Annotated in this window: 16 protein-coding genes and 1 other RNA gene; 8 read left to right on the top strand and 9 right to left on the bottom strand. The window is 65.0% G+C overall.

Features of this window, described 5'->3' with window-relative positions:
* The first annotated feature begins 3 nt into the window (after nucleotides 1-3).
* On the top strand, nucleotides 4-1,548 hold the full coding sequence (locus M2375_RS03255; protein ID WP_259163898.1) for a tripartite tricarboxylate transporter permease: 1,545 nt from the start codon (nucleotides 4-6) through the stop codon (nucleotides 1,546-1,548).
* Between the two features lie 73 nt (nucleotides 1,549-1,621).
* Here the strand turns inward: M2375_RS03255 and putP are convergent, their stop codons facing one another.
* Both putP and cysK read right to left on the bottom strand, forming a co-directional pair.
* Nucleotides 1,622-3,121, bottom strand: a complete 1,500-nt coding sequence (putP, locus tag M2375_RS03250; protein ID WP_259163897.1) for a sodium/proline symporter PutP — start codon at nucleotides 3,119-3,121, stop codon at nucleotides 1,622-1,624.
* A gap of 274 nt (nucleotides 3,122-3,395) precedes the next feature.
* Complete coding sequence (gene cysK / locus M2375_RS03245; RefSeq protein ID WP_259163896.1) at nucleotides 3,396-4,313, bottom strand: cysteine synthase A; 918 nt, start codon at nucleotides 4,311-4,313, stop codon at nucleotides 3,396-3,398.
* 218 nt (nucleotides 4,314-4,531) lie between these two features.
* On the opposite strand from cysK, the gene M2375_RS03240 reads away from it, so the two are divergent.
* Complete coding sequence (locus M2375_RS03240) at nucleotides 4,532-4,702, top strand: hypothetical protein (RefSeq protein ID WP_259163895.1); 171 nt, start codon at nucleotides 4,532-4,534, stop codon at nucleotides 4,700-4,702.
* A gap of 4 nt (nucleotides 4,703-4,706) precedes the next feature.
* Here M2375_RS03240 and M2375_RS03235 read toward each other — a convergent pair whose 3' ends face one another.
* Nucleotides 4,707-5,609, bottom strand: a complete 903-nt coding sequence (locus M2375_RS03235) for a DMT family transporter (RefSeq protein ID WP_259163892.1) — start codon at nucleotides 5,607-5,609, stop codon at nucleotides 4,707-4,709.
* 128 nt (nucleotides 5,610-5,737) lie between these two features.
* Here M2375_RS03235 and M2375_RS03230 point away from each other — a divergent pair, with 128 nt between their 5' ends.
* Both M2375_RS03230 and rnpB read left to right on the top strand, forming a co-directional pair.
* Complete coding sequence (locus M2375_RS03230) at nucleotides 5,738-6,535, top strand: helix-turn-helix transcriptional regulator (RefSeq protein ID WP_259163890.1); 798 nt, start codon at nucleotides 5,738-5,740, stop codon at nucleotides 6,533-6,535.
* Nucleotides 6,536-6,627: 92 nt separating this feature from the next.
* Nucleotides 6,628-6,967, top strand: an RNA gene (gene rnpB, locus M2375_RS03225) — RNase P RNA component class A.
* Nucleotides 6,968-7,048: 81 nt separating this feature from the next.
* On the opposite strand, the gene M2375_RS03220 is transcribed toward rnpB, so the two are convergent.
* The 3 genes from M2375_RS03220 to dapF all read right to left on the bottom strand — a co-directional run bounded on the left by M2375_RS03220 (nucleotide 7,049) and on the right by dapF (nucleotide 9,620).
* Complete coding sequence (locus tag M2375_RS03220; protein ID WP_259163889.1) at nucleotides 7,049-7,951, bottom strand: tyrosine recombinase XerC; 903 nt, start codon at nucleotides 7,949-7,951, stop codon at nucleotides 7,049-7,051.
* 33 nt (nucleotides 7,952-7,984) lie between these two features.
* Nucleotides 7,985-8,674, bottom strand: coding sequence for a DUF484 family protein (locus M2375_RS03215; protein ID WP_259163888.1), 690 nt, complete (start codon nucleotides 8,672-8,674; stop codon nucleotides 7,985-7,987).
* A 73-nt stretch (nucleotides 8,675-8,747) separates the two neighbouring features.
* On the bottom strand, nucleotides 8,748-9,620 hold the full coding sequence (gene dapF / locus M2375_RS03210; RefSeq protein WP_259163887.1) for a diaminopimelate epimerase: 873 nt from the start codon (nucleotides 9,618-9,620) through the stop codon (nucleotides 8,748-8,750).
* A gap of 175 nt (nucleotides 9,621-9,795) precedes the next feature.
* On the opposite strand from dapF, the gene M2375_RS03205 reads away from it, so the two are divergent.
* Nucleotides 9,796-11,493: an MBL fold metallo-hydrolase gene (locus tag M2375_RS03205; RefSeq protein ID WP_259163886.1), complete on the top strand. Its 1,698-nt coding sequence runs from the start codon at nucleotides 9,796-9,798 to the stop codon at nucleotides 11,491-11,493.
* Between the two features lie 30 nt (nucleotides 11,494-11,523).
* Here M2375_RS03205 and pssA read toward each other — a convergent pair whose 3' ends face one another.
* Nucleotides 11,524-12,147 (bottom strand): CDP-diacylglycerol--serine O-phosphatidyltransferase, encoded by a 624-nt coding sequence (gene pssA, locus M2375_RS03200; protein ID WP_259163885.1) that lies wholly within the window; start codon nucleotides 12,145-12,147, stop codon nucleotides 11,524-11,526.
* A 211-nt stretch (nucleotides 12,148-12,358) separates the two neighbouring features.
* Here pssA and M2375_RS03195 point away from each other — a divergent pair, with 211 nt between their 5' ends.
* Genes M2375_RS03195 through M2375_RS03185 form a run of 3 tightly spaced genes read left to right on the top strand, consistent with a single transcriptional unit; the run spans nucleotide 12,359 to nucleotide 15,716 of the window.
* The gene (locus tag M2375_RS03195; RefSeq protein WP_259163884.1) at nucleotides 12,359-13,735 is read left to right on the top strand and encodes an aspartate aminotransferase family protein; all 1,377 of its coding nucleotides are present in this window, start codon (nucleotides 12,359-12,361) and stop codon (nucleotides 13,733-13,735) included.
* Nucleotides 13,736-13,737: 2 nt separating this feature from the next.
* Entirely contained in the window at nucleotides 13,738-14,805 is a 1,068-nt protein-coding gene (locus tag M2375_RS03190; protein ID WP_259163883.1) for a GNAT family N-acetyltransferase, read from the top strand.
* Nucleotides 14,802-15,716: an arginase family protein gene (locus M2375_RS03185; protein WP_259163881.1), complete on the top strand. Its 915-nt coding sequence runs from the start codon at nucleotides 14,802-14,804 to the stop codon at nucleotides 15,714-15,716. The genes M2375_RS03190 and M2375_RS03185 overlap by 4 nt, the downstream gene beginning before the upstream one ends.
* On the opposite strand, the gene M2375_RS03180 is transcribed toward M2375_RS03185, so the two are convergent.
* Both M2375_RS03180 and M2375_RS03175 read right to left on the bottom strand, forming a co-directional pair.
* Nucleotides 15,646-16,884 carry a DegT/DnrJ/EryC1/StrS family aminotransferase gene (locus M2375_RS03180; RefSeq protein WP_259163879.1) on the bottom strand — a complete coding sequence of 413 codons (1,239 nt, stop codon included), beginning with the start codon at nucleotides 16,882-16,884 and terminating at the stop codon, nucleotides 15,646-15,648. The genes M2375_RS03185 and M2375_RS03180 overlap by 71 nt on opposite strands.
* Before the next feature lie 28 nt (nucleotides 16,885-16,912).
* Entirely contained in the window at nucleotides 16,913-17,347 is a 435-nt protein-coding gene (locus M2375_RS03175; protein ID WP_259163877.1) for a DMT family transporter, read from the bottom strand.

Genomic DNA, 17,347 nt, shown 5'->3' with positions numbered 1-17,347 from the left:
GCCATGGGACAAGCATTGCAAGACCTCTGGTTCGGCTTTGGCATCGCCTTCCAGGGCCACAATCTGATGTGGTCCTTCTTCGGCGTGCTGGTGGGTAACCTGATTGGCGTGCTGCCGGGCATGGGCGCGCTGTCGGCGATCTCCATCCTGCTGCCGCTGACCTACACCATGCAACCGGTTCCCGCCATCCTGATGCTGGCCGGTATCTTCTACGGCTCACAGTACGGCGGCGCGATCGGCGCCATCTTGCTGAACCTGCCTTCGCACCCGCCCCATGCAGTGACCTGCCTGGACGGCTACCCGATGACCAAGAAAGGCAAGGGCGGAACGGCGCTGGGCATCACGATGATCTGCTCGTTCTTTGCCGCTTCGGTCGGCATCATCGTGATGATTTTCGCCTCGCCGCTGCTGACCACCATCGCGTTCAAATTTGGCCCTGCCGAGCTGTTCTCCATCATGCTGCTGGGCTTGCTGGCGGGTTCGACCATGTCGCGCGGCTCGCCGCTCAAGGGGGTGGCCATGACCTTGTTTGGACTGCTCTGCGGCATCGTTGGCACCGATGTGAACAGCGGCACTTTCCGCTTTGCCTTCGACCTTCCGGACCTGAGCGATGGCCTGGAGATGGTGGCCGTGGCCATGGGCTTGTTCGGCATTGCCGACTTCTTGCTCAACGTCAACAAGATGAAGGCCATCACCAGCAACACCAAGATGCGCATCCGCGACATGCGCCCCTCGATGGCCGAGCTGAAAGAGGCCTTCTGGCCGATGGTGCGCGGCACGGCCGTGGGCACCTTGTTTGGCGCCATGCCCGGCACGGGCCCAACCATCACCACCTTCATCGCCTATGCGCTGGAGCAAAAGGTGGCCAAGGACCCCAGCCGCTTTGGCACCGGCATGATCGCTGGCGTCGCAGCCCCTGAGGCCTCGGCGCACTCGAAGACCCAGGTGGACTTCATCCCGACCATGAGCCTGGGCATTCCGGGCGATGCCGTGATGGCCTTGCTGCTGGGCGCGTTGTTGATCCAGGGCATCCAGCCAGGCCCGCAGCTGATCAGTGAGCACCCGGACATTTTCTGGGGCCTGATTGCCAGCTTCTGGATCGGCAATGTGATCCTGATGATCCTGAATGTGCCGCTGATCGGCGTCTGGGTGAAGATGCTGGCCGTGCCCTACAAGTACCTGTTCCCGTCGGCGATGTTCTTCATCGCGGTGGGGGTGTTTACCACGCAAAACAGCCTGTTCCACATCTGGGAGGTGCTGGCTTTCGGCATCATCGGCGCCATCTTGATGGTGCTGGACTTCTCGGTCGCACCCATCATGCTGGGCTTTGTGCTGGGCCCCATGATGGAGGAGAACTTCCGCCGTGCGCTGCTGCTGTCCCGGGGTGACATGATGGTCTTCATGCAGCGCCCCATCAGTGCCACCTTTGTCTGCATCAGCGCGTTCTTGCTCGCTGCGGTGACCTGGTCGGCCTGGCGCAAGAGCCGCGTCAAGCGCCTGGAAGCCCAGGTGGACAGCGCTGGATTGGCCCCTGTGACGGATGCCTGAAGGCCTTGGCCACTCGCCGCAAAAAAGGGAGCGTGCCTGGCACGCTCCCTTTTTTGTTCCGCAGCGCTGCCAATCAGCGGGGCAGCTGGGCGAACTCGCGTTCCACCTCGGCATGTGTTTGCGCCATGGCCGGCGAGGGCGCTGGCCCCATGCGGCTAACGACGACGGTAGCGATCCAGGCCAGCATGAAGCCGGGGATGATCTCGTACAGGCCCAGCCAGCCGAACTGCTTCCACACCAGCACCGTGACGGCCCCGACAATGATGCCGGCCAGTGCGCCGCCGCGCGTCATGCGGCCCCAGAACAGCGACAAGATGATGACTGGGCCGAAAGCGGCGCCAAAACCTGCCCAGGCATAGCTCACCATGCCCAGCACCTTGGCCTCGGGGTTGCGCGCGATGACAATCGCAATCAGGGCCACCAGCAGCACCATGGCGCGGCCGACCCACACCAGCTCGGTCTGGCTGGCCTGCTTGCGCAGGAAGACACGGTAGATATCTTCAGTCAGCGCGCTGGAACACACCAGCAGCTGGCACGACAGCGTGCTCATCACTGCGCCCAGAATGGCCGCCAGCAGCGCGCCGGTGATCCAGGGGTTGAACAGCTGTTTGGCGATCTCGATGAACACGGTCTCGGCGTTGGCGTTCACGGCCACAGCGCCTTCGGGATGGGCCGCGAAATACGGGATACCGATGAAGCCCACGGCCATGGCACCGCCCAGGCAGAGAATCATCCAGCCCATGCTGATGCGACGTGAGGAGGGAATGGTCTGCACCGACGAGGCGGCCATGAAGCGCACCAGGATATGCGGCTGGCCAAAGTAACCCAGGCCCCAGGCCAGCAGCGAGACGATACCGGCAACGCTGGCGCCGCGCAGCAGATCGAACTTCTCGGCGGCCACGATGGTATGCAGGTCCTGGCCGGGCTGCAACTGGCCTTGCACGGCCAGCCAGGCGATGACCGGTGCCAGGATCAGCGCGGTGATCATCAGCGAGGCCTGGATGGTGTCCGTCCAGCTCACGGCCAGAAAGCCACCAATCAGCACATAGGCGATGGTGCAAGCCGCGCCCACCCATAGCGCGGTGGTGTAGTGCATGCCAAACATGTTCTCGAACAGGCGTGCACCCGCCACCACACCCGAGGCGCAGTACAAGGTGAAGAACACCAGGATCACCAGCGCGGTAACGATGCGCAGCAGATTGGTTTTGTCCTCGAAGCGGTTGGCCAGATAGTCGGGCAAGGTCAGTGCATTGCCAGCGCGCTCGGTGTAGAGGCGCAGGCGTCCCGCGACGAAAAACCAGTTGAGGTAGGCGCCAAAGATGAGGCCGACTGCAATCCAGGATTCGGACAGGCCGGAGGCGTAGATCGCCCCCGGAAGGCCCATCAGCAGCCAGCCGCTCATGTCCGATGCCCCCGCCGACAGGGCGGTCACGAAGCTGCCCAGGCTGCGGCCGCCCAGGATGTAATCGGACAGGTTCTTGGTGCCCAAGTAGCCGAGCCAGCCAATGGCCAGCATGGCCACCAGGTAGATGGCGAACATGATCGCCGTTGGATCGTTCCAGGAAAATTGCATCACGGTCTCTCCAGGTGTTGGGAAGTTTTTGGGTGGACGAGGCGGGCGCGGGGCTTCTGGTTAGGGGCCAGGTGCTCGGGCCAAGATCAGCAGCGCAATCGGAAAAAGGGGCTGGAAGGTGGCTGGGCAAGAAAACGCGCTCGGCCTGAAATATGGCATGGCTGGCTCCATAAATTAATTATGGTTATCCATTTTGATGTGACGATAGGTAATAAAAAAGCCCCTGGCTTGGATGCCAGGGGCTGGGGGTAGAGCGCAGGGGCGGCTGCGGTGATCAGGCGGGCAGAAAGCCCTCGACCGACAGGTAGCGCTCACCGGTGTCATAGGCAAAGCCCAGCACCTTGGCGTTGGCTGGCAGATCGGGCAGCTTTTGTGCGATGGCGGCCAAGGTGGCGCCGGACGAGATGCCGACCAGCAGGCCTTCCTCGCGGGCGGCGCGGCGCGCGTATTCACGGGCGGGCTCGGCATCGACCTGGATCACGCCGTCGAGCACGCTGGTATCGAGGTTGCGCGGAATAAAGCCGGCACCAATGCCCTGGATCGGGTGGGGCGCGGGCTGGCCGCCCGAGATGACCGGCGAGGCCGTGGGCTCGACCGCATAGACCTTGAGCTGGGGGAACTTGGCCTTGAGCACATGGGCCACACCCGACAAGTGGCCGCCGGTGCCCACGCCGGTGATCAGCACATCCAGGCCATCGGGGAAATCGGCCAGCAACTCTTGGGCGGTGGTGCGCTCATGCACGGCAGTGTTGGCGGGGTTTTCGAACTGCTGCGGAATCCAGGATCCGGGGGTTTGCGCGGCCAGCTCTTCGGCGCGGGCGATGGCGCCCTTCATGCCTTTTTCCTTGGGGGTCAGGTCAAAGCTGGCGCCATAGGCCAGCATCAGGCGGCGGCGCTCGATGGACATGCTCTCGGGCATCACCAAGATGAGCTTGTAGCCTTTGACGGCAGCGACGAGGGCCAGGCCCACGCCGGTGTTGCCGCTGGTGGGCTCAATGATGGTGCCACCGGGCTGCAGTGCGCCAGACTTTTCGGCATCTTCAATCATCGCCAGCGCAATCCGGTCCTTGATGGAGCCGCCGGGGTTGCTGCGCTCGGACTTGATCCAGACCTGGGCGCCAGGGCCAAACAGGCGGTTGATATGGACCACCGGCGTGTTGCCAATGGTGTGCAGAATGTTCTCAACTTTCATGGAGCCTCCAGCGGATCAAGGGGTAGGGGGTGGAAATCGTCGAACCATTGTGACGCAGTTGATCATTCCATCTGGAATATCAATATGCCAAGCATGTTCTTAGCGAGAAGGGGGCGGAGGGCTTAGGCGCGTCCGCATTCCTTGATGGCCGTCAACAAGCCAACCGGCCAATGGGCGGAAGATGACCGCTGATCCACACCACTGTGCACGGAGGCCGTTTGCTGAGTTTCAACACCACCCTGGTTTTGCTGGGCATTTGCTGCGTCAGCCTGATGCTGGGCTTTTCTTGGCGCGACAAGGCCTGGGCGCCCTGGCTGATGCTGGTATCGGTCTGCGGCCTGCTGGGGCTGATGGCCAAGACCATCTACGACCTCTTGGCGATGGGCTGAGCTTTCAGACCGCGTTGCGGGCACTGCCTCTGGCGCGGCGCAGCGGCGTTTTCCACAGCTCGGCCAGCAGCACGCCCAAAATGGTCATCGCCCCGCCAATCCACAAATAGCTGTGCAGCTGCTCTTTGGCCCAGGCCGAGGCGATCAGCGCGGTCAGCAGCGGGGTCAGGTTGAAGAACATGATGGAGCGGCTGGGGCCCAGCCTGGCCACGGCGGTCATCCACATCCAGGTGGCCACAATCGATGCCATGGTGCCGGCATAGGCGACCAGGTACCAGTTGTCGGCATTGAGGCCGACCTTGGGTGAGGCCAGGTAGAACGGCAGCTGGGCGAACATGGCCACCACCATCTGCAGGTACAGCAGCTGCCAGCTGGGCACACGCGGCATGGCCCAGCGTTTGAGCAAGATGTTGTAGGCCGCATAGGCCAGGCAGGCCAGCAGCATCAGCAGATCGCCCCGGTTGATGCCCTGGGCGAGCAGCGAGCTGGGATGGCCTTCGCTGATGACCAAGACCACGCCGGCAAAGGCCAGCAGCGAGCCGAAGGCGCCGCCCGCCGTCAGCACCTGGCCCAGCAGGCCGACACAGATACCCAGCACCACCAGTGGCGACAAGGTCAGGATGATGCCCATGTGCGTGGCCGTGGTGTAGGCGGCGGCAAAGTAGGCGCAGCTTTGGTAGACCACCATGCCCAAAATGCCCAGCACCAGGATTTGACCGGCATGGCCTCGGATGGCCTCGCGGTTGCGCCAAACGGCAGGCAGCAGCATGGGGGTGACCAGCAGCACCGCCAGCACCCAGCGCAGAAAGCCGATTTCAATGGGTGCGATGGCGCCAGCGGCTTGTTTGCTGACCACCGTGTTGCCCGACCAGATCAAGACCGCGAGCAGCGGATACAGGTATTGCATATGTCTAGAACTCAAAAACGTCTGGCTGCTATCATCGCCGTGGCGGGTTTAAAGCCTATAGCTGTAATCTGACAATTCAGCCACCAAGCCAGACATGTTGCGCTGGCGGGTCGCTGCAAGGAGCCACCATGGCGACAGGCCAGGCACTGAAAATCTATGACGTGGATGCCGAGACGGCGCCCTATCTGGTGCGTTATGACGAGTTTGCCGCCGGCAGCTTTGCCGATGCGCACCGCCACCGGCCCGGGCATCTGAACTACACATCGCATGGCACGATGACCATCGTCACCCAAGGGCGGAGCCTGGTGGCGCCGCCGCAGTACGGTATCTGGATTCCGCCAGCGGTGGAGCACAACTGCTATGTGCCGCAGGCGGCCGTCTACCGCTCGTTTTATGTGCAGCCGGCGCTGTGCACGGGCCTGCCTGGGCATGCCTGCATCATCCGCATCAGCGCCATCGCGCGCAGCATCCTGGCCGATCTGGCCCAACGTGACATACGCCGGCCCGCAACGCCCGAAGACCTGCGCCTGGCCGAGGTCATGGTGGACCAGATGCGGCAGGCGCCGTCCGAGCACAGTTTTCTGCCCGCTGCCCAGTCCAAGGCACTGGTGACCGTGCTCGACGCCCTCAAGGCTGAGCCGGGCAGCCGCCGCACCATGGCCGACTGGGCGGCCTCGGTGCACCTGACCGAGCGCACCCTGGCCCGGCACTGCCACCAGGAGTTGGGCATGGGCCTGGCCGAATGGCGCCAGCGCCTGCGCCATCTGTGTGCGGTGGATGCGCTGGGCCAGGGCCAGACGGTGCAGGAGATCGCTTTTGACCTGGGCTACAGCACGGCCTCGGCCTTTATCGCCATGTTCCAGCGTGCCGCGGGCATGCCGCCCGAGCAGTTTCGGCGCGAGTTCAGCAGTGCGGTGCTGGAGTAGCGCTGTGCTGAGCGGCTTATTCCCGGCAATGCCATGCAGTTTTTGGGCCGCTGGCGCGGGCGGCGGCCATTCGGTGGAATAATCACGCCTGTGAAGCCTGCCAGACCGCCGCTGGTGCAATTGCCGAAAGGCAGCACTGGAGGAACGTCCGGACTGCACAGGACAGCGTAGCAGCTAACGGCTGCCCACCGTGAGGTGAGGATCAGAGCAACAGAGACGAGTCCGGGGGGCGTACCGCAAGGTAAACCACCCGGGGTGAAACGGGCAATCTCTACGCGCAGCAATACCAAGTAGGCCAGCGTTGATGTGGTTCCGCAGAGTTGGCGGGTAGGTAGCGTCGAGCCGTGGTGGTGACACCCGGCCCAGAGTAATGGCGGTCACGCCTGGGGCAACCCAGGTGCACAGAATCCGGCTTATCGGCAGACTTCACACTTTGATAGCGTACAAAACGGCCAGCGATGCAGATCGCTGGCCGTTTTGTCTTTGGCACCCGGCAGCTGGGGCCGCAGGTGCTCAGTCCTTTTTGCGCGCGCGTGGATGCGCCTGGTCGTAGACCTGGGCCAGGTGCTGAAAATCGAGCCGGGTGTAGACCTGGGTGGTGGTGATGCTGGCGTGGCCCAGCAGCTCCTGCACGGCACGCAAGTCCTGGCTGGACTGCAGCACATGGCTGGCAAAGGAATGGCGCAGCATGTGCGGATGCACCGGCGTGGTCATGCCGGCGACCAGGCTGCGCTCACGCAGACGCTGCCAGACGCTGGCGGCCGACAGGCGCGCGCCGCGCACCCCAATGAACAGCGCCGCATCGCAGGGCGCTACCTGGTCACGCAGGGCCAGCCAGGCGGCCAGCGCCGCTAACGCGGCCTTGCCCACCGGCACAATGCGGCGCTTGCTGCCCTTGCCCAGCACATGGGCCTCGGCCGCTTGCATGTCGATCCAGCCGCGGGCCTGCACGCTGGCGGCGGTGTCCAGGCCCACCAGCTCGCCCACGCGCAGGCCGCTGCCATACAGCAGCTCGACCATGGCGCTGTCGCGGGCCTGCACCCAGGGGTCGCCCTGGGCATGGCTGGTTTCGGCAAAGCGCACGGCATCGTCTACCGACAAGGCCTTGGGCAGGGGTTTGGGGGATTTGGGGGCGCGCACGTCCTGCACCGGGTTGCGCTCGACCAGGCCTTCGCGGCCAGCCCAGTTGTAAAAGCCGCGCCAGCCACTCAGAATCAAGGCAATGCCGCGCCCACTGCGGCCTGCGGCATGCATTTGCGCGACAAAGCGGCGGATATGCTGGGGCCCGAGTTGCAGCACATCGGTGGGCAGCTCGGCTGCCATGGCTGACAGGCGCTGCAAATCCAGGGTGTAGAGCGTGTGCGTGCGTGCGGCCAGCCGCTTTTGCACGCGCACATGCTCCAGGTACTGGAGCATGGGGGCGCACAGAGGGGCTGGCGTATCCATGGGCTAGCGCAGGCGGCAGAGCACGCTGGCGGCAATCTCGCCAATGCTTTCGAGCAGGTGGGTGTCCATGTCCGCCTCAAAGCGGGCCGGGTCGGGTGAGCCCAGCACCAGCAGGCCCCAGGCGGGGGTGTCGCTCAGGATGGCGCCATCGCGCAGCGGCAGCAGCACCACCGACTGCACCTGGGCGCTGTGGGGCAGCCAGCCGGCGGGCTCAACGCCCACATTGGGGCCGCAGTAGGGGGTGGACAGCGAGCTGGCAAAGCTGCGGGCATCGGCGCTGATGCCCTGGGCAAAGGGCTCGTTCAGGTAGGTCTCCGCCACATCCCACAGGCGCAGCGCCACATGGGGCACCTCAAAGTGCTGGGCCAGGCTCTGGGCAATCACCTCGGGCAGCTGCAGCGGGTTGCGGGTCTTGACCACATCGCAGGTCCAGTGGTGGATACGGTCAATGGTGTGGTGGTTCTGGCTGCCGTTGCGCATCATGTCCATGATGCGGTGCTCCAGGCCCTTGATCTTGTCGCGCAGCATCTCGGCCTGGCGCTCTTGCAGGCTGACGGTGCGGTTGCCATAGGGGCTGACCATGTGTACGCCGGTCAGCACCTGGGCATGGCGCTCGAAGAAATCCGGTGTCTGCACCAGGAACTCGGCAATGTCTTCTTCGGTAATGGGGGGAACCTGGTTGTTGGCGTTCATCGGTGTCTCTTGTATCGGCACGGGGGCCGCCTCTTCATTCGGTATCCGCAAGGTGCAGGGGCAGGGAGGGGGACTAATCGGGAATGCTGATTTGCCCTTCGAACACCGTGGTGGCCGGGCCGGTCATCATCACCGGATCGGCTGCCTGGCCGCTCCAGGCGATGGTCAGCAGGCCGCCACGGGTCTGCACATCCACGGGGCTTTGCAGCAGGCCCAGCGCGATGCCCGCGACCACTGCAGCGCAAGCGCCGGTGCCGCAGGCCAGGGTCTCGCCGGTGCCGCGCTCAAACACCCGCAGCCGCACCTGGTGCGCGCTTTGGACTTGCAGGAAGCCCACATTCACCCGCTCCGGAAAGCGCGGGTGGGACTCCAGCACGGGGCCCTGGGATGCGACCGGTGCGGTATCCACATCGTCGACCAGCATCACCGCATGCGGGTTGCCCATGGACACCGGCACCACGAACACCGTGGTTGGATCGCTGGGCACCTGCAGCGCCAGCGGCCATTTCTGGGTGTGGTGCTGCGCGACGGGCGTGAGGCCGCTGGTGTTGAAGGGGACCTCGTCAGGCAGCAGGCGGGGCTGGCCCATGTTCACGGTCACGCGGCCATCGGCCATCAACTCAGGGGCGATCACGCCTTTTTGGGTCTGGACCCGGATCGCGCGCTTGTCGGTCAGGCCCTTGTCATACACATAACGTGCAAAACAGCGCGCGCCGTTGCCGCATTGCTCCACCTCGCCGCCATCGGCGTTATGGATGATGTATTCGAAATCGATCCCTGCGGCGGGCGCGGGCCGCACCGTCAGGATCTGGTCGGCACCAACGCCAAAATGGCGGTCGGCCAAAAAGCGGTACTGGTCGGCGCGCAGCCCCAGCGGGCCGGCGGTCTCGTCGAGCACGACAAAATCATTGCCGGCGCCTTGCATCTTGGTAAAACGGATGTCCATCCGCCCATTATCGCTTTTTGGGCCCGGTCGGATGCCGAGCAGGGCACAGCGCGTGAGAACCTGTCAATGCCACCCGGCCCCGAGGTTGCAGATGCGGACAGTCTGTGGCCATGGGCTTGCGCAACCGCCCTGCGGGTGACATGGGCAGGCCATGCAAGTGTTGATAATGGGCCGCATGACCCGAACCAGCCAGCTACTCCATGTGCAACGCGAGCCCGTGCCGGCCCGTGCAGCCGCCACCGCCTTGTTCCTGCGCGATGCACCAGACCCGCAGGCGGGGCCGGGTGCCACCCGCCTGGAAGTGCTGATGTCGCGCCGCTCCGACAAGGCGCGTTTTGCGGCCGGGCACTATGTGTTCCCCGGCGGCTCCGTCGATGCGGCCGATGCGCAAAACCACGACCAGCTGGCGCGGCGCACGGCGCAGACCGCTGAGGAGCTGACCTACGCCCAGGCCGCCATCCGCGAGAGCCTGGAGGAGATGGGCGTGCTGCTGGCCCGCCATGCCGATGGCCGCTGGGCCAGCCAGGCCGAGGTGGCCGGCATGGACCGCAGCCAGCCCTTGCTGCCCCAATGCGCGGCGCTGGGGCTGAGCTTGGCAGCCGATGCCCTGTGGCCGCTGGCGCGCTGGACGGCCGCGCAGGAGATACCCATCCGCTTCGATGTGCCCTTTTTCGTGGCGCGCATGCCCGAGGGGCAGGAGGCGGTGACCGATGACAGCGAACAGTTCGAGGCCCTGTGGGTACACCCTGCGCAGGCCTTGCAGCATGCGGCCGAGGGGCGCATGACGGTGATGTTCCCCACCCGCGTCACCCTGGAGCGCCTGGCCGCCTACCCGACGGTGCAGGCCCTGCTCGATGTGCTGCAGGCGCTGCAACAGGTGCAGCCGGGCCAATGGCTGTGGCAGTCCATGCCGCGTGGCGCGGTGGTGGATGGCGAAGTGCGGCGCTTTATGGAGCATGAGAGCGCCTATGGCGAGCTGGCCATGGTCTGCCCTGATGGACAGCTGCACCATGTGCTCGGCTGGCAGAGTGCGCAGCCGGTGCCGCTGCGCAAGAATGTGCAACGCCTGACGGCGGACAACGGCGGCACCATGACCGGGCCAGGCACCAATACCTACCTGATCGGCGACGCCGAGACGGGCTTTATCGTGCTCGACCCCGGCCCCAAGCCGCAGCCGCAGGACGACCCGCACCTGGCGCGCATCCTGGCCGCCACCGGTGGCGATATCCGCGCCATCGTCTGCACCCATTCGCATGCCGACCATTCCCCAGCGGCTGCGCCGCTGCAGGCGCTGGTGGCCCAAACCGGCCGCAGCAAGCCGCTGATCTGGGGGCTGTCGTCGGCCTGCACCGCACGGGCCGGCAGCCAGTTCAGGCCGGACCAGGAATTGCAGGATGGTCAGGTGCTGTCACTGGCGCATCCCACCGACCCCGCGCGCAGCCACAGCCTGCGCGTGCTGCACACGCCCGGCCATGCGGCCAACCATGTCTGCCTGGTGCTGGAAGAAGACGGCCTGCTGTTCAGCGGCGACCATATCTTGAACGGCAGCACCACGGTGGTGGATCCGCCCGATGGCAATATGCGCCTGTATCTGGCATCGCTCGCCAAGCTGGCCCAGGCCTGCGAGCAAGGCCAGATCGGCTTTATCCTGCCGGCCCACGGCTATGTGCTGGCCCAGCCGCTGCAGGTGATTGCCAAGCTGCATGCGCACCGCATGGCGCGGGAAGAGAAGGTGCGCAAGGCCATGGCCCAAGCGCCGGACGGCACACCGGAGGACTGGGTGGCCATCGCCTATGCCGATACGCCAGAGCGGCTGTGGCCGGTGGCCAAGCGGTCACTGCTGGCGCATGTGGAGCATATTCGCGGGATGTGATGGAGACTTGGGCGTTGCGTCCAAGTTCGCTTAGAGCTTAGGAATCCGGATGCGGCTGATCATCAGCGAGCCCGACACCGCAAACAGCAGCACCAGCGGGTGCAGGGTAAAGCCCGCAATCAGCACCTTGCCCATCCACAGGTCGGCGCGCACCGCATTCATCGCAGCGGCCAGCGCCAACAGCGCCACCAGCACGATGGAGGTGGGGATGGGGGTGCCTTCAAAGTACTTCACCTTGCCCGATGGCCCCTCGGACAGCGACTCCGCCGTGACGTTGTAGCGCGCCAGGCGCGACACGCCACAGGCCACGAAGTAACCCAGCACGATACGGTCCCACAGGCCTTGCATGCCGCAGGCGTAAGCAATGATGGCGGGCGCCACACCGAACGAGATCACATCCGCCAGCGAATCGAGCTCGCGCCCCATGGCCGATGATTTCTGCCGCCAACGGGCAATGCGGCCATCAAAGACATCGAACACCAGCGCCGCCAGCACCAGGGCGGCTGCAAAGTAGATATGCCGGCGGTCAGCGGTTTCCAAAAAGGTCATCGCCGAGAACAGCGCGCCCACGCCGCAGACGGCATTGCCCAAGGTGAACCAGTCGGCGAGGTGGAACTCGCGGATCATCGAAAAACGTTTTTGAGGACTATTCATGGAGAAGGGGCCAAGGGCCAAAGTGCGGCGGCCGCCCGTCGGGCGGCCATGGTTGGCAATCATGGTACACCGTGCGCCAGCCAGCACCAAACCGGGCCGAGGCAGTCGTCCATGAAGCGGGCAAGATCTCCATCAATCCTACAAACAACGTAGGCTGAGCCACAACATTGCGAAGCCAGACTTGCGGGACTCAAATCTGGAGCCTTGCGCCGTGACCCTCAACACCGAACAACTGCTGGCTGACGAAGCCCAATACTGCTCTTTTGGCGACACTGTCCATTACGTCAATCCTCCCAAGATCTTTACCGGCTGCGAAGGCAGCTACATGTATGACCAGACGGGCACGCCCTACCTGGACTTGCAGATGTGGTACTCGGCCGTCAACTTCGGCTACAAGAACAAGCGTCTGGAAGACAAGATGATCGAGCAGCTGCGTGAGCTGCCCCAGGTCGCCAGCCAGTACCTGCACCCCACCAAGATCGAACTGGCCAAGTTCATCGCGCAGGATGCCGAGAAAAAATGGGGCCTGCCAGGCCGTGTGCACTTCAACGTGGGCGGGGCCCAGGCGATTGAAGACTCGCTCAAGGTGGTGCGCAATGCCACCAACGGCAAAAGCCTGATGTTTGCCTTTGAGGGCGGCTACCACGGCCGCACCCTGGGGGCCTCCAGCATCACCTCCAGCTACCGCTACCGCCGCCGCTTTGGCCACTTCAGCGACCGCGCGCAGTTCATCCCCTTTCCCTACCCCTTCCGCCGGCCCAAGGGCATGACGTCCGAAGAGTATGCGGACGCCATCGTGCAGGAGTTTGCGCGCAAGTTCGAGAACGAATACCACGCCGTCTGGGACCCCAAGACCCAGCAGTGCGAGTACGCGGCTTTCTATGTGGAGCCCATCCAGGGCACCGGTGGCTATGTGGTGCCACCGCCCAATTTCTTCAACGGCCTCAAGAAAGTGCTCGACGACCATGGCGTGCTGCTGGTGGTCGATGAGATCCAGATGGGCTTTTGGCGCACCGGCACCTTGTGGTCGGTAGAGAATTTTGGCGTCAAGCCCGATGTGCTGGTGTTTGCCAAGGCGCTGACCAATGGTCTGAACGCCTTGTCTGGGCTGTGGGCGCGTGAGGAACTGATCAACCCGACCGTCTTCCCGCCAGGCTCGACCCACTCGACCTTTGCCGCCAACCCGCTGGGCACCGCCCTGGGCCTGGAGGTCATGCGGATGACCCACGAGATGGACTTTGGCCGCCAGGTGCGCGAATCGGGGGCCTATTTCCTCGATGGTCTGCAGCAGCTGCAAAAGCGCCACCCGGAGATCGGCGATGTCGATGGCATGGGCCTGGCGCTGCGCGCCGAGATCTGCACGGCCGATGGCTTTACCCCCAACAAGGCACTGCTGGACAAGATGGTGGACCTGGGCCTGGAAGGCAAGCTGGAGTACCAGGGCCAAAAACGCGGCCTGGTGCTGGACGTGGGCGGCTACTACAAGAACGTGATCACCTTCGCGCCGTCGCTGATGATCAGCCGCAGCGAGATCGATGAAGCGCTGGTGCTGCTCGACCAGCTGATCAGCCTGGCCAAGCGGTCCTGAGCTTGGACGAGCCCCTGCGTCCCTCGCGCAACCAGTTGGAGCCCTCTGCGCTGATCCGGCAGTTTGCCGCGCATCCGCCGCAAGGCTTTGCGGTGCGCTCGGACCGGCCTTTTCCGGCCTTTCGTGCACCCTTCGATCTGCTGACCACCGCCGATGACACCGTCAAACGCCGCATCCTGCAATGGCCCGGGGGTGCCTGGCTGTCACGGCGGCTGCGGTTGCGGACCGATTTTGTAGGCTCGACCCTGAGCGAGTACCTGGTGCTGCCCCCGGATGTGGACATGGACAGGCTGGCGGCCCAGTTGTGCCGCCATGCGGGGCGCTGCATGCTGACCATCGTCAAGGACTTGCCACAGGCCTCCCCGTTGCTGCCCCCGGCCGACAATGCGGATGCCCACCGGCTGGCCCAGGCGCTCCAGCATGAGGGCTTTATCCTGGTGGACGGCCAGGCGCTGGCCTATGTGCCTATCGATTTCGAGAGCATCGATGCCTACCTGGCGCGGCTGTCGAAGAACCGGCGCTCCGACCTGCGCCGCAAGCTCAAGAGCCGCAACGAATTGCAGATCCGCCGCATTCCCACCGGCCCAGCCTTTGCCGACGATGCCCTGGTCGATGCCTACTACGCGCTGTTCGAAGCCGTGTATGCGCAAAGCGCGCTGCATTTCGACAAGCTCACGCGCAGCTTTTTTGCGGCGGTGCTGCGCGATGCCGCCAACCAGGGCCTTGTCTTTGAGTACCGCGATGCGCAGGATGGTGCCTTGCTGGGCTGGAACCTGTGTTTTGCGCATGACGGCCGGCTGGTCGACAAATACATCGGCCTGTCCTACCCGCGTGCCCGCCAGACCAATCTGTATTTCGTCAGCTGGATGGTCAATCTGGAATATGCGCTGGAATGCGGCCTGTCACACTATGTCGCCGGCTGGACCGACCCCGAAGTCAAGGCGCAATTGGGCGCCAGCTTCACGTTCACCCAGCATGCGGTCTACATCCGCAACCCGGTGCTGCGGGCCTTGGGGCGGCGTTTTTCCCGGCATTTTGAAAGTGACCGTGCATGGCAGGAGCAGCGATGAAGCCCTTGGTGCTGGATGTCGATGGCTCCGTCGGCCCGCTGGCCGGGGAGCTGCGTCTGCCGCTGGGCGACTGGCAGGACGCCATCCGCTTTGGGGCATCGCTGGGTGTCTACCAGCGTTTTAGCCGCCATGTACAGGCCCAGCTGCCGGCGCAGCATGGCACGGCCTGGATGGGGAGCGGCGATTTTCACCACCTCTCCTGGCTGCTGATCACGCATTGCATCGCCCGCCAGGGCTTTACGGCGGCACGCCCGCTGCGCGTGGTGGTGCTGGACAACCACCCCGACAACATGCGCTTTCCCTGGGGTGTGCATTGCGGCTCCTGGGTGCGGCGCATTGCCATGCACCCGGCGGTATCGCATGTGCATGTGGCGGGCATCACCTCGCAGGACATTGGCGCGGGCCACGCCTGGGAGAACTACCTGGGCCCGCTGCGCGCCGGCAAGCTCAGCTACTGGAGCTGCGGCGTGGACACGGGCTGGGCGCGGCGGCTGGGCATGGCGGCTGCCTTCCGCGCGTTTGACAGCATGGATGGCCTGGTCGATGCCTTGACCGCCGTCCTGGCCACTGCGCGCGAGAGCAGCTACCTCAGCATCGACAAGGATGTGTTTGCCCCCGATGTGGTGACCACCAACTGGGACCAGGGCCAGATGCGTGAGGCGCAGGCGCTGCGCATCATGGCGGCCCTGGGCGGTCAGCTGGTGGGCAGCGATGTCACCGGCGATATCTCGTCTTGGCGCTATGCCACCTGGTGGAAGCGCTGGCTGAGTGCCGGCGATGGCCAGGACACGGCGATCAACGCGCAGACGCTGGCCCAGGCGCAAGCAGGGCAGCATGCATTCAACCAGCGGCTGATGGCGGCCTTGTCTGCTTCAACGCGTCCAGCAACTGGGCAAACAGTGCATCGCTGAGCCAGGCGCTGTTGCTGATGGCCAGCAGGCGCTGCGCCCAGTCGCGCGCCTGTGGCACCGGGTCGTGCACGGCGTCTCCCAGCAGGGGCGCGTAGCGCGCGTAGTCGGGCAGGATGTGGCTGAAGGGCAGCGACAGGCCCCAGCCACTGGCCCAGTGCGCCCGCATCAGCGCATCGCGCTGGGCGGCACTGGGCAGGCGCAGCAAGATCACCGGCCAGATGCCCTGTGCCTGTGGGGCGGTATCGCCCAGCACCTCTAAGCCGGGCAGGGCGCGCAGCTGGGCGATGCGCCGCTGCGCCTGCTGGTGTGCATGCGCCCAGTGCGTGCGCAGCCGCGCCAGCGCGCGCAGGCCGACGCGCTGGCGCCAGGCCCCCAGGCTGTGCTGCGGGATATGGCTGTCGAAATCATCGCCGGCCGCCTCCACCCAGGCGCCCCGTGCCAGGCTGCGGCGCAGCGGCGCGCCATAGACAAGATCGAGCAAGGCGGGCCGGAATGCGGCGGCATAGCCCAGCAGTTCCAGGCTGCGGCGCAGCTCCCAGCCCAGGTGGGGCCGTATCGATTGCTGGTGCTGCGCACGCAGCACCGCCATCAGCGCGGGGTCGCGTGCCAGCAGCACGCCACCTTCATAGGTGGACAGGCCTTTGCCCACGGCCAGGCTGAACAGCGCGATGTCGCCCTGCAAGCCCACGCTGCGCCCTTGCACGCTGGCGCCCAGCGCCTGGGCGGCGTCTTCGATCACATAGGCGCCGCAGGCCTGGGCGCGGGGCAGCACGCTGGCAACATCGGCGACACGGCCACCCAGGTGGGTGGGCACCACGGCAAGGGTGCGGTGGCTTATCAGCGCATGCAGTGGGCTGCTATCCATATCCAGTGCATCGGGCGACAGATCGCATAGGCGCAGCTGCAGGCCACACTGGGCCACAGCCAGCGCCACCAAGGGGCAGGTATAGGCGGGTACTACCACCTCGCAGCGATCGGGCGCCAGCTGCCGCAGAGTGCGCAGTGCCAGCGTCAGCGCCGAGGTGCCGGAGCATTCCAGCAGCACATCGTCCACACCCAGCCAGGCGGCCAGCGCCCGGTCCAGACGCGCGTCGCCCCAGGGGCGCAGATCGGACCAACGCAGCGCCAGGCCTGCGGTGGGTGGGACGGAGATGCGGTGCGCTGTCATCGCCTGTGCCCCTGGCCGGTCAATGCCATCAGCGTGCGGGCGCGCTGGCGCCCCCAGCCCTGTCTGCCGGGTCAGTAGGCTCGGCGGCGCCATGGTCCTGGGCTTCGCTCATCGCCAGGCAGGCAATGCCGGCAACGATGAATACGCAGCCCAGTATCTGAGGCATGCCGATGTTCTCCTGGAACAGGTAATGGGACAGCACCATCACGGAGATGATCTCCAGGTGCGAGGCGGCAAAAGCGGGGCCGACAGGCGCGCGCCGCAGCAGATGCATCCAGGTGAAGAAGGCGCCGATATAGCCGATCAAGGCGCCATAGATCCAGGGCTGGGCAAACACCCGCCAGAGCCATGAAGGGCTGAACTCCAGCGGCAGTGCGGCATCGCCCGCTTTCTTGAAGCTCAGCTGGGCCAGGGTGTCGAAGGCCATCAGCACCAGAAAGCCCACGATGTAGAAGCGCTTCAT

This window comes from Comamonas sp. BIGb0152 (assembly GCF_024809975.1).
In the GTDB taxonomy this organism is placed as follows: Bacteria; Pseudomonadota; Gammaproteobacteria; order Burkholderiales; family Burkholderiaceae_C; genus Comamonas.
This window is presented reverse-complemented; position numbering and strand designations above follow the sequence as displayed.

Bases quoted from the DNA above. Each gene is read 5' to 3' on its own strand.
- M2375_RS03255 (WP_259163898.1), top strand. From the start codon at position 4: ATGGGACAAGCATTGCAAGACCTCTGGTTCGGCTTTGGCATCGCCTTC.
- putP (WP_259163897.1), bottom strand. From the start codon at position 3,121: ATGCAATTTTCCTGGAACGATCCAACGGCGATCATGTTCGCCATCTAC.
- cysK (WP_259163896.1), bottom strand. From the start codon at position 4,313: ATGAAAGTTGAGAACATTCTGCACACCATTGGCAACACGCCGGTGGTC.
- M2375_RS03235 (WP_259163892.1), bottom strand. From the start codon at position 5,609: ATGCAATACCTGTATCCGCTGCTCGCGGTCTTGATCTGGTCGGGCAAC.
- M2375_RS03230 (WP_259163890.1), top strand. From the start codon at position 5,738: ATGGCGACAGGCCAGGCACTGAAAATCTATGACGTGGATGCCGAGACG.
- M2375_RS03220 (WP_259163889.1), bottom strand. From the start codon at position 7,951: ATGCTCCAGTACCTGGAGCATGTGCGCGTGCAAAAGCGGCTGGCCGCA.
- M2375_RS03215 (WP_259163888.1), bottom strand. From the start codon at position 8,674: ATGAACGCCAACAACCAGGTTCCCCCCATTACCGAAGAAGACATTGCC.
- dapF (WP_259163887.1), bottom strand. From the start codon at position 9,620: ATGGACATCCGTTTTACCAAGATGCAAGGCGCCGGCAATGATTTTGTC.
- M2375_RS03205 (WP_259163886.1), top strand. From the start codon at position 9,796: ATGACCCGAACCAGCCAGCTACTCCATGTGCAACGCGAGCCCGTGCCG.
- pssA (WP_259163885.1), bottom strand. From the start codon at position 12,147: ATGAATAGTCCTCAAAAACGTTTTTCGATGATCCGCGAGTTCCACCTC.
- M2375_RS03185 (WP_259163881.1), top strand. From the start codon at position 14,802: ATGAAGCCCTTGGTGCTGGATGTCGATGGCTCCGTCGGCCCGCTGGCC.
- M2375_RS03180 (WP_259163879.1), bottom strand. From the start codon at position 16,884: ATGACAGCGCACCGCATCTCCGTCCCACCCACCGCAGGCCTGGCGCTG.
- M2375_RS03175 (WP_259163877.1), bottom strand. From the start codon at position 17,347: ATGAAGCGCTTCTACATCGTGGGCTTTCTGGTGCTGATGGCCTTCGAC.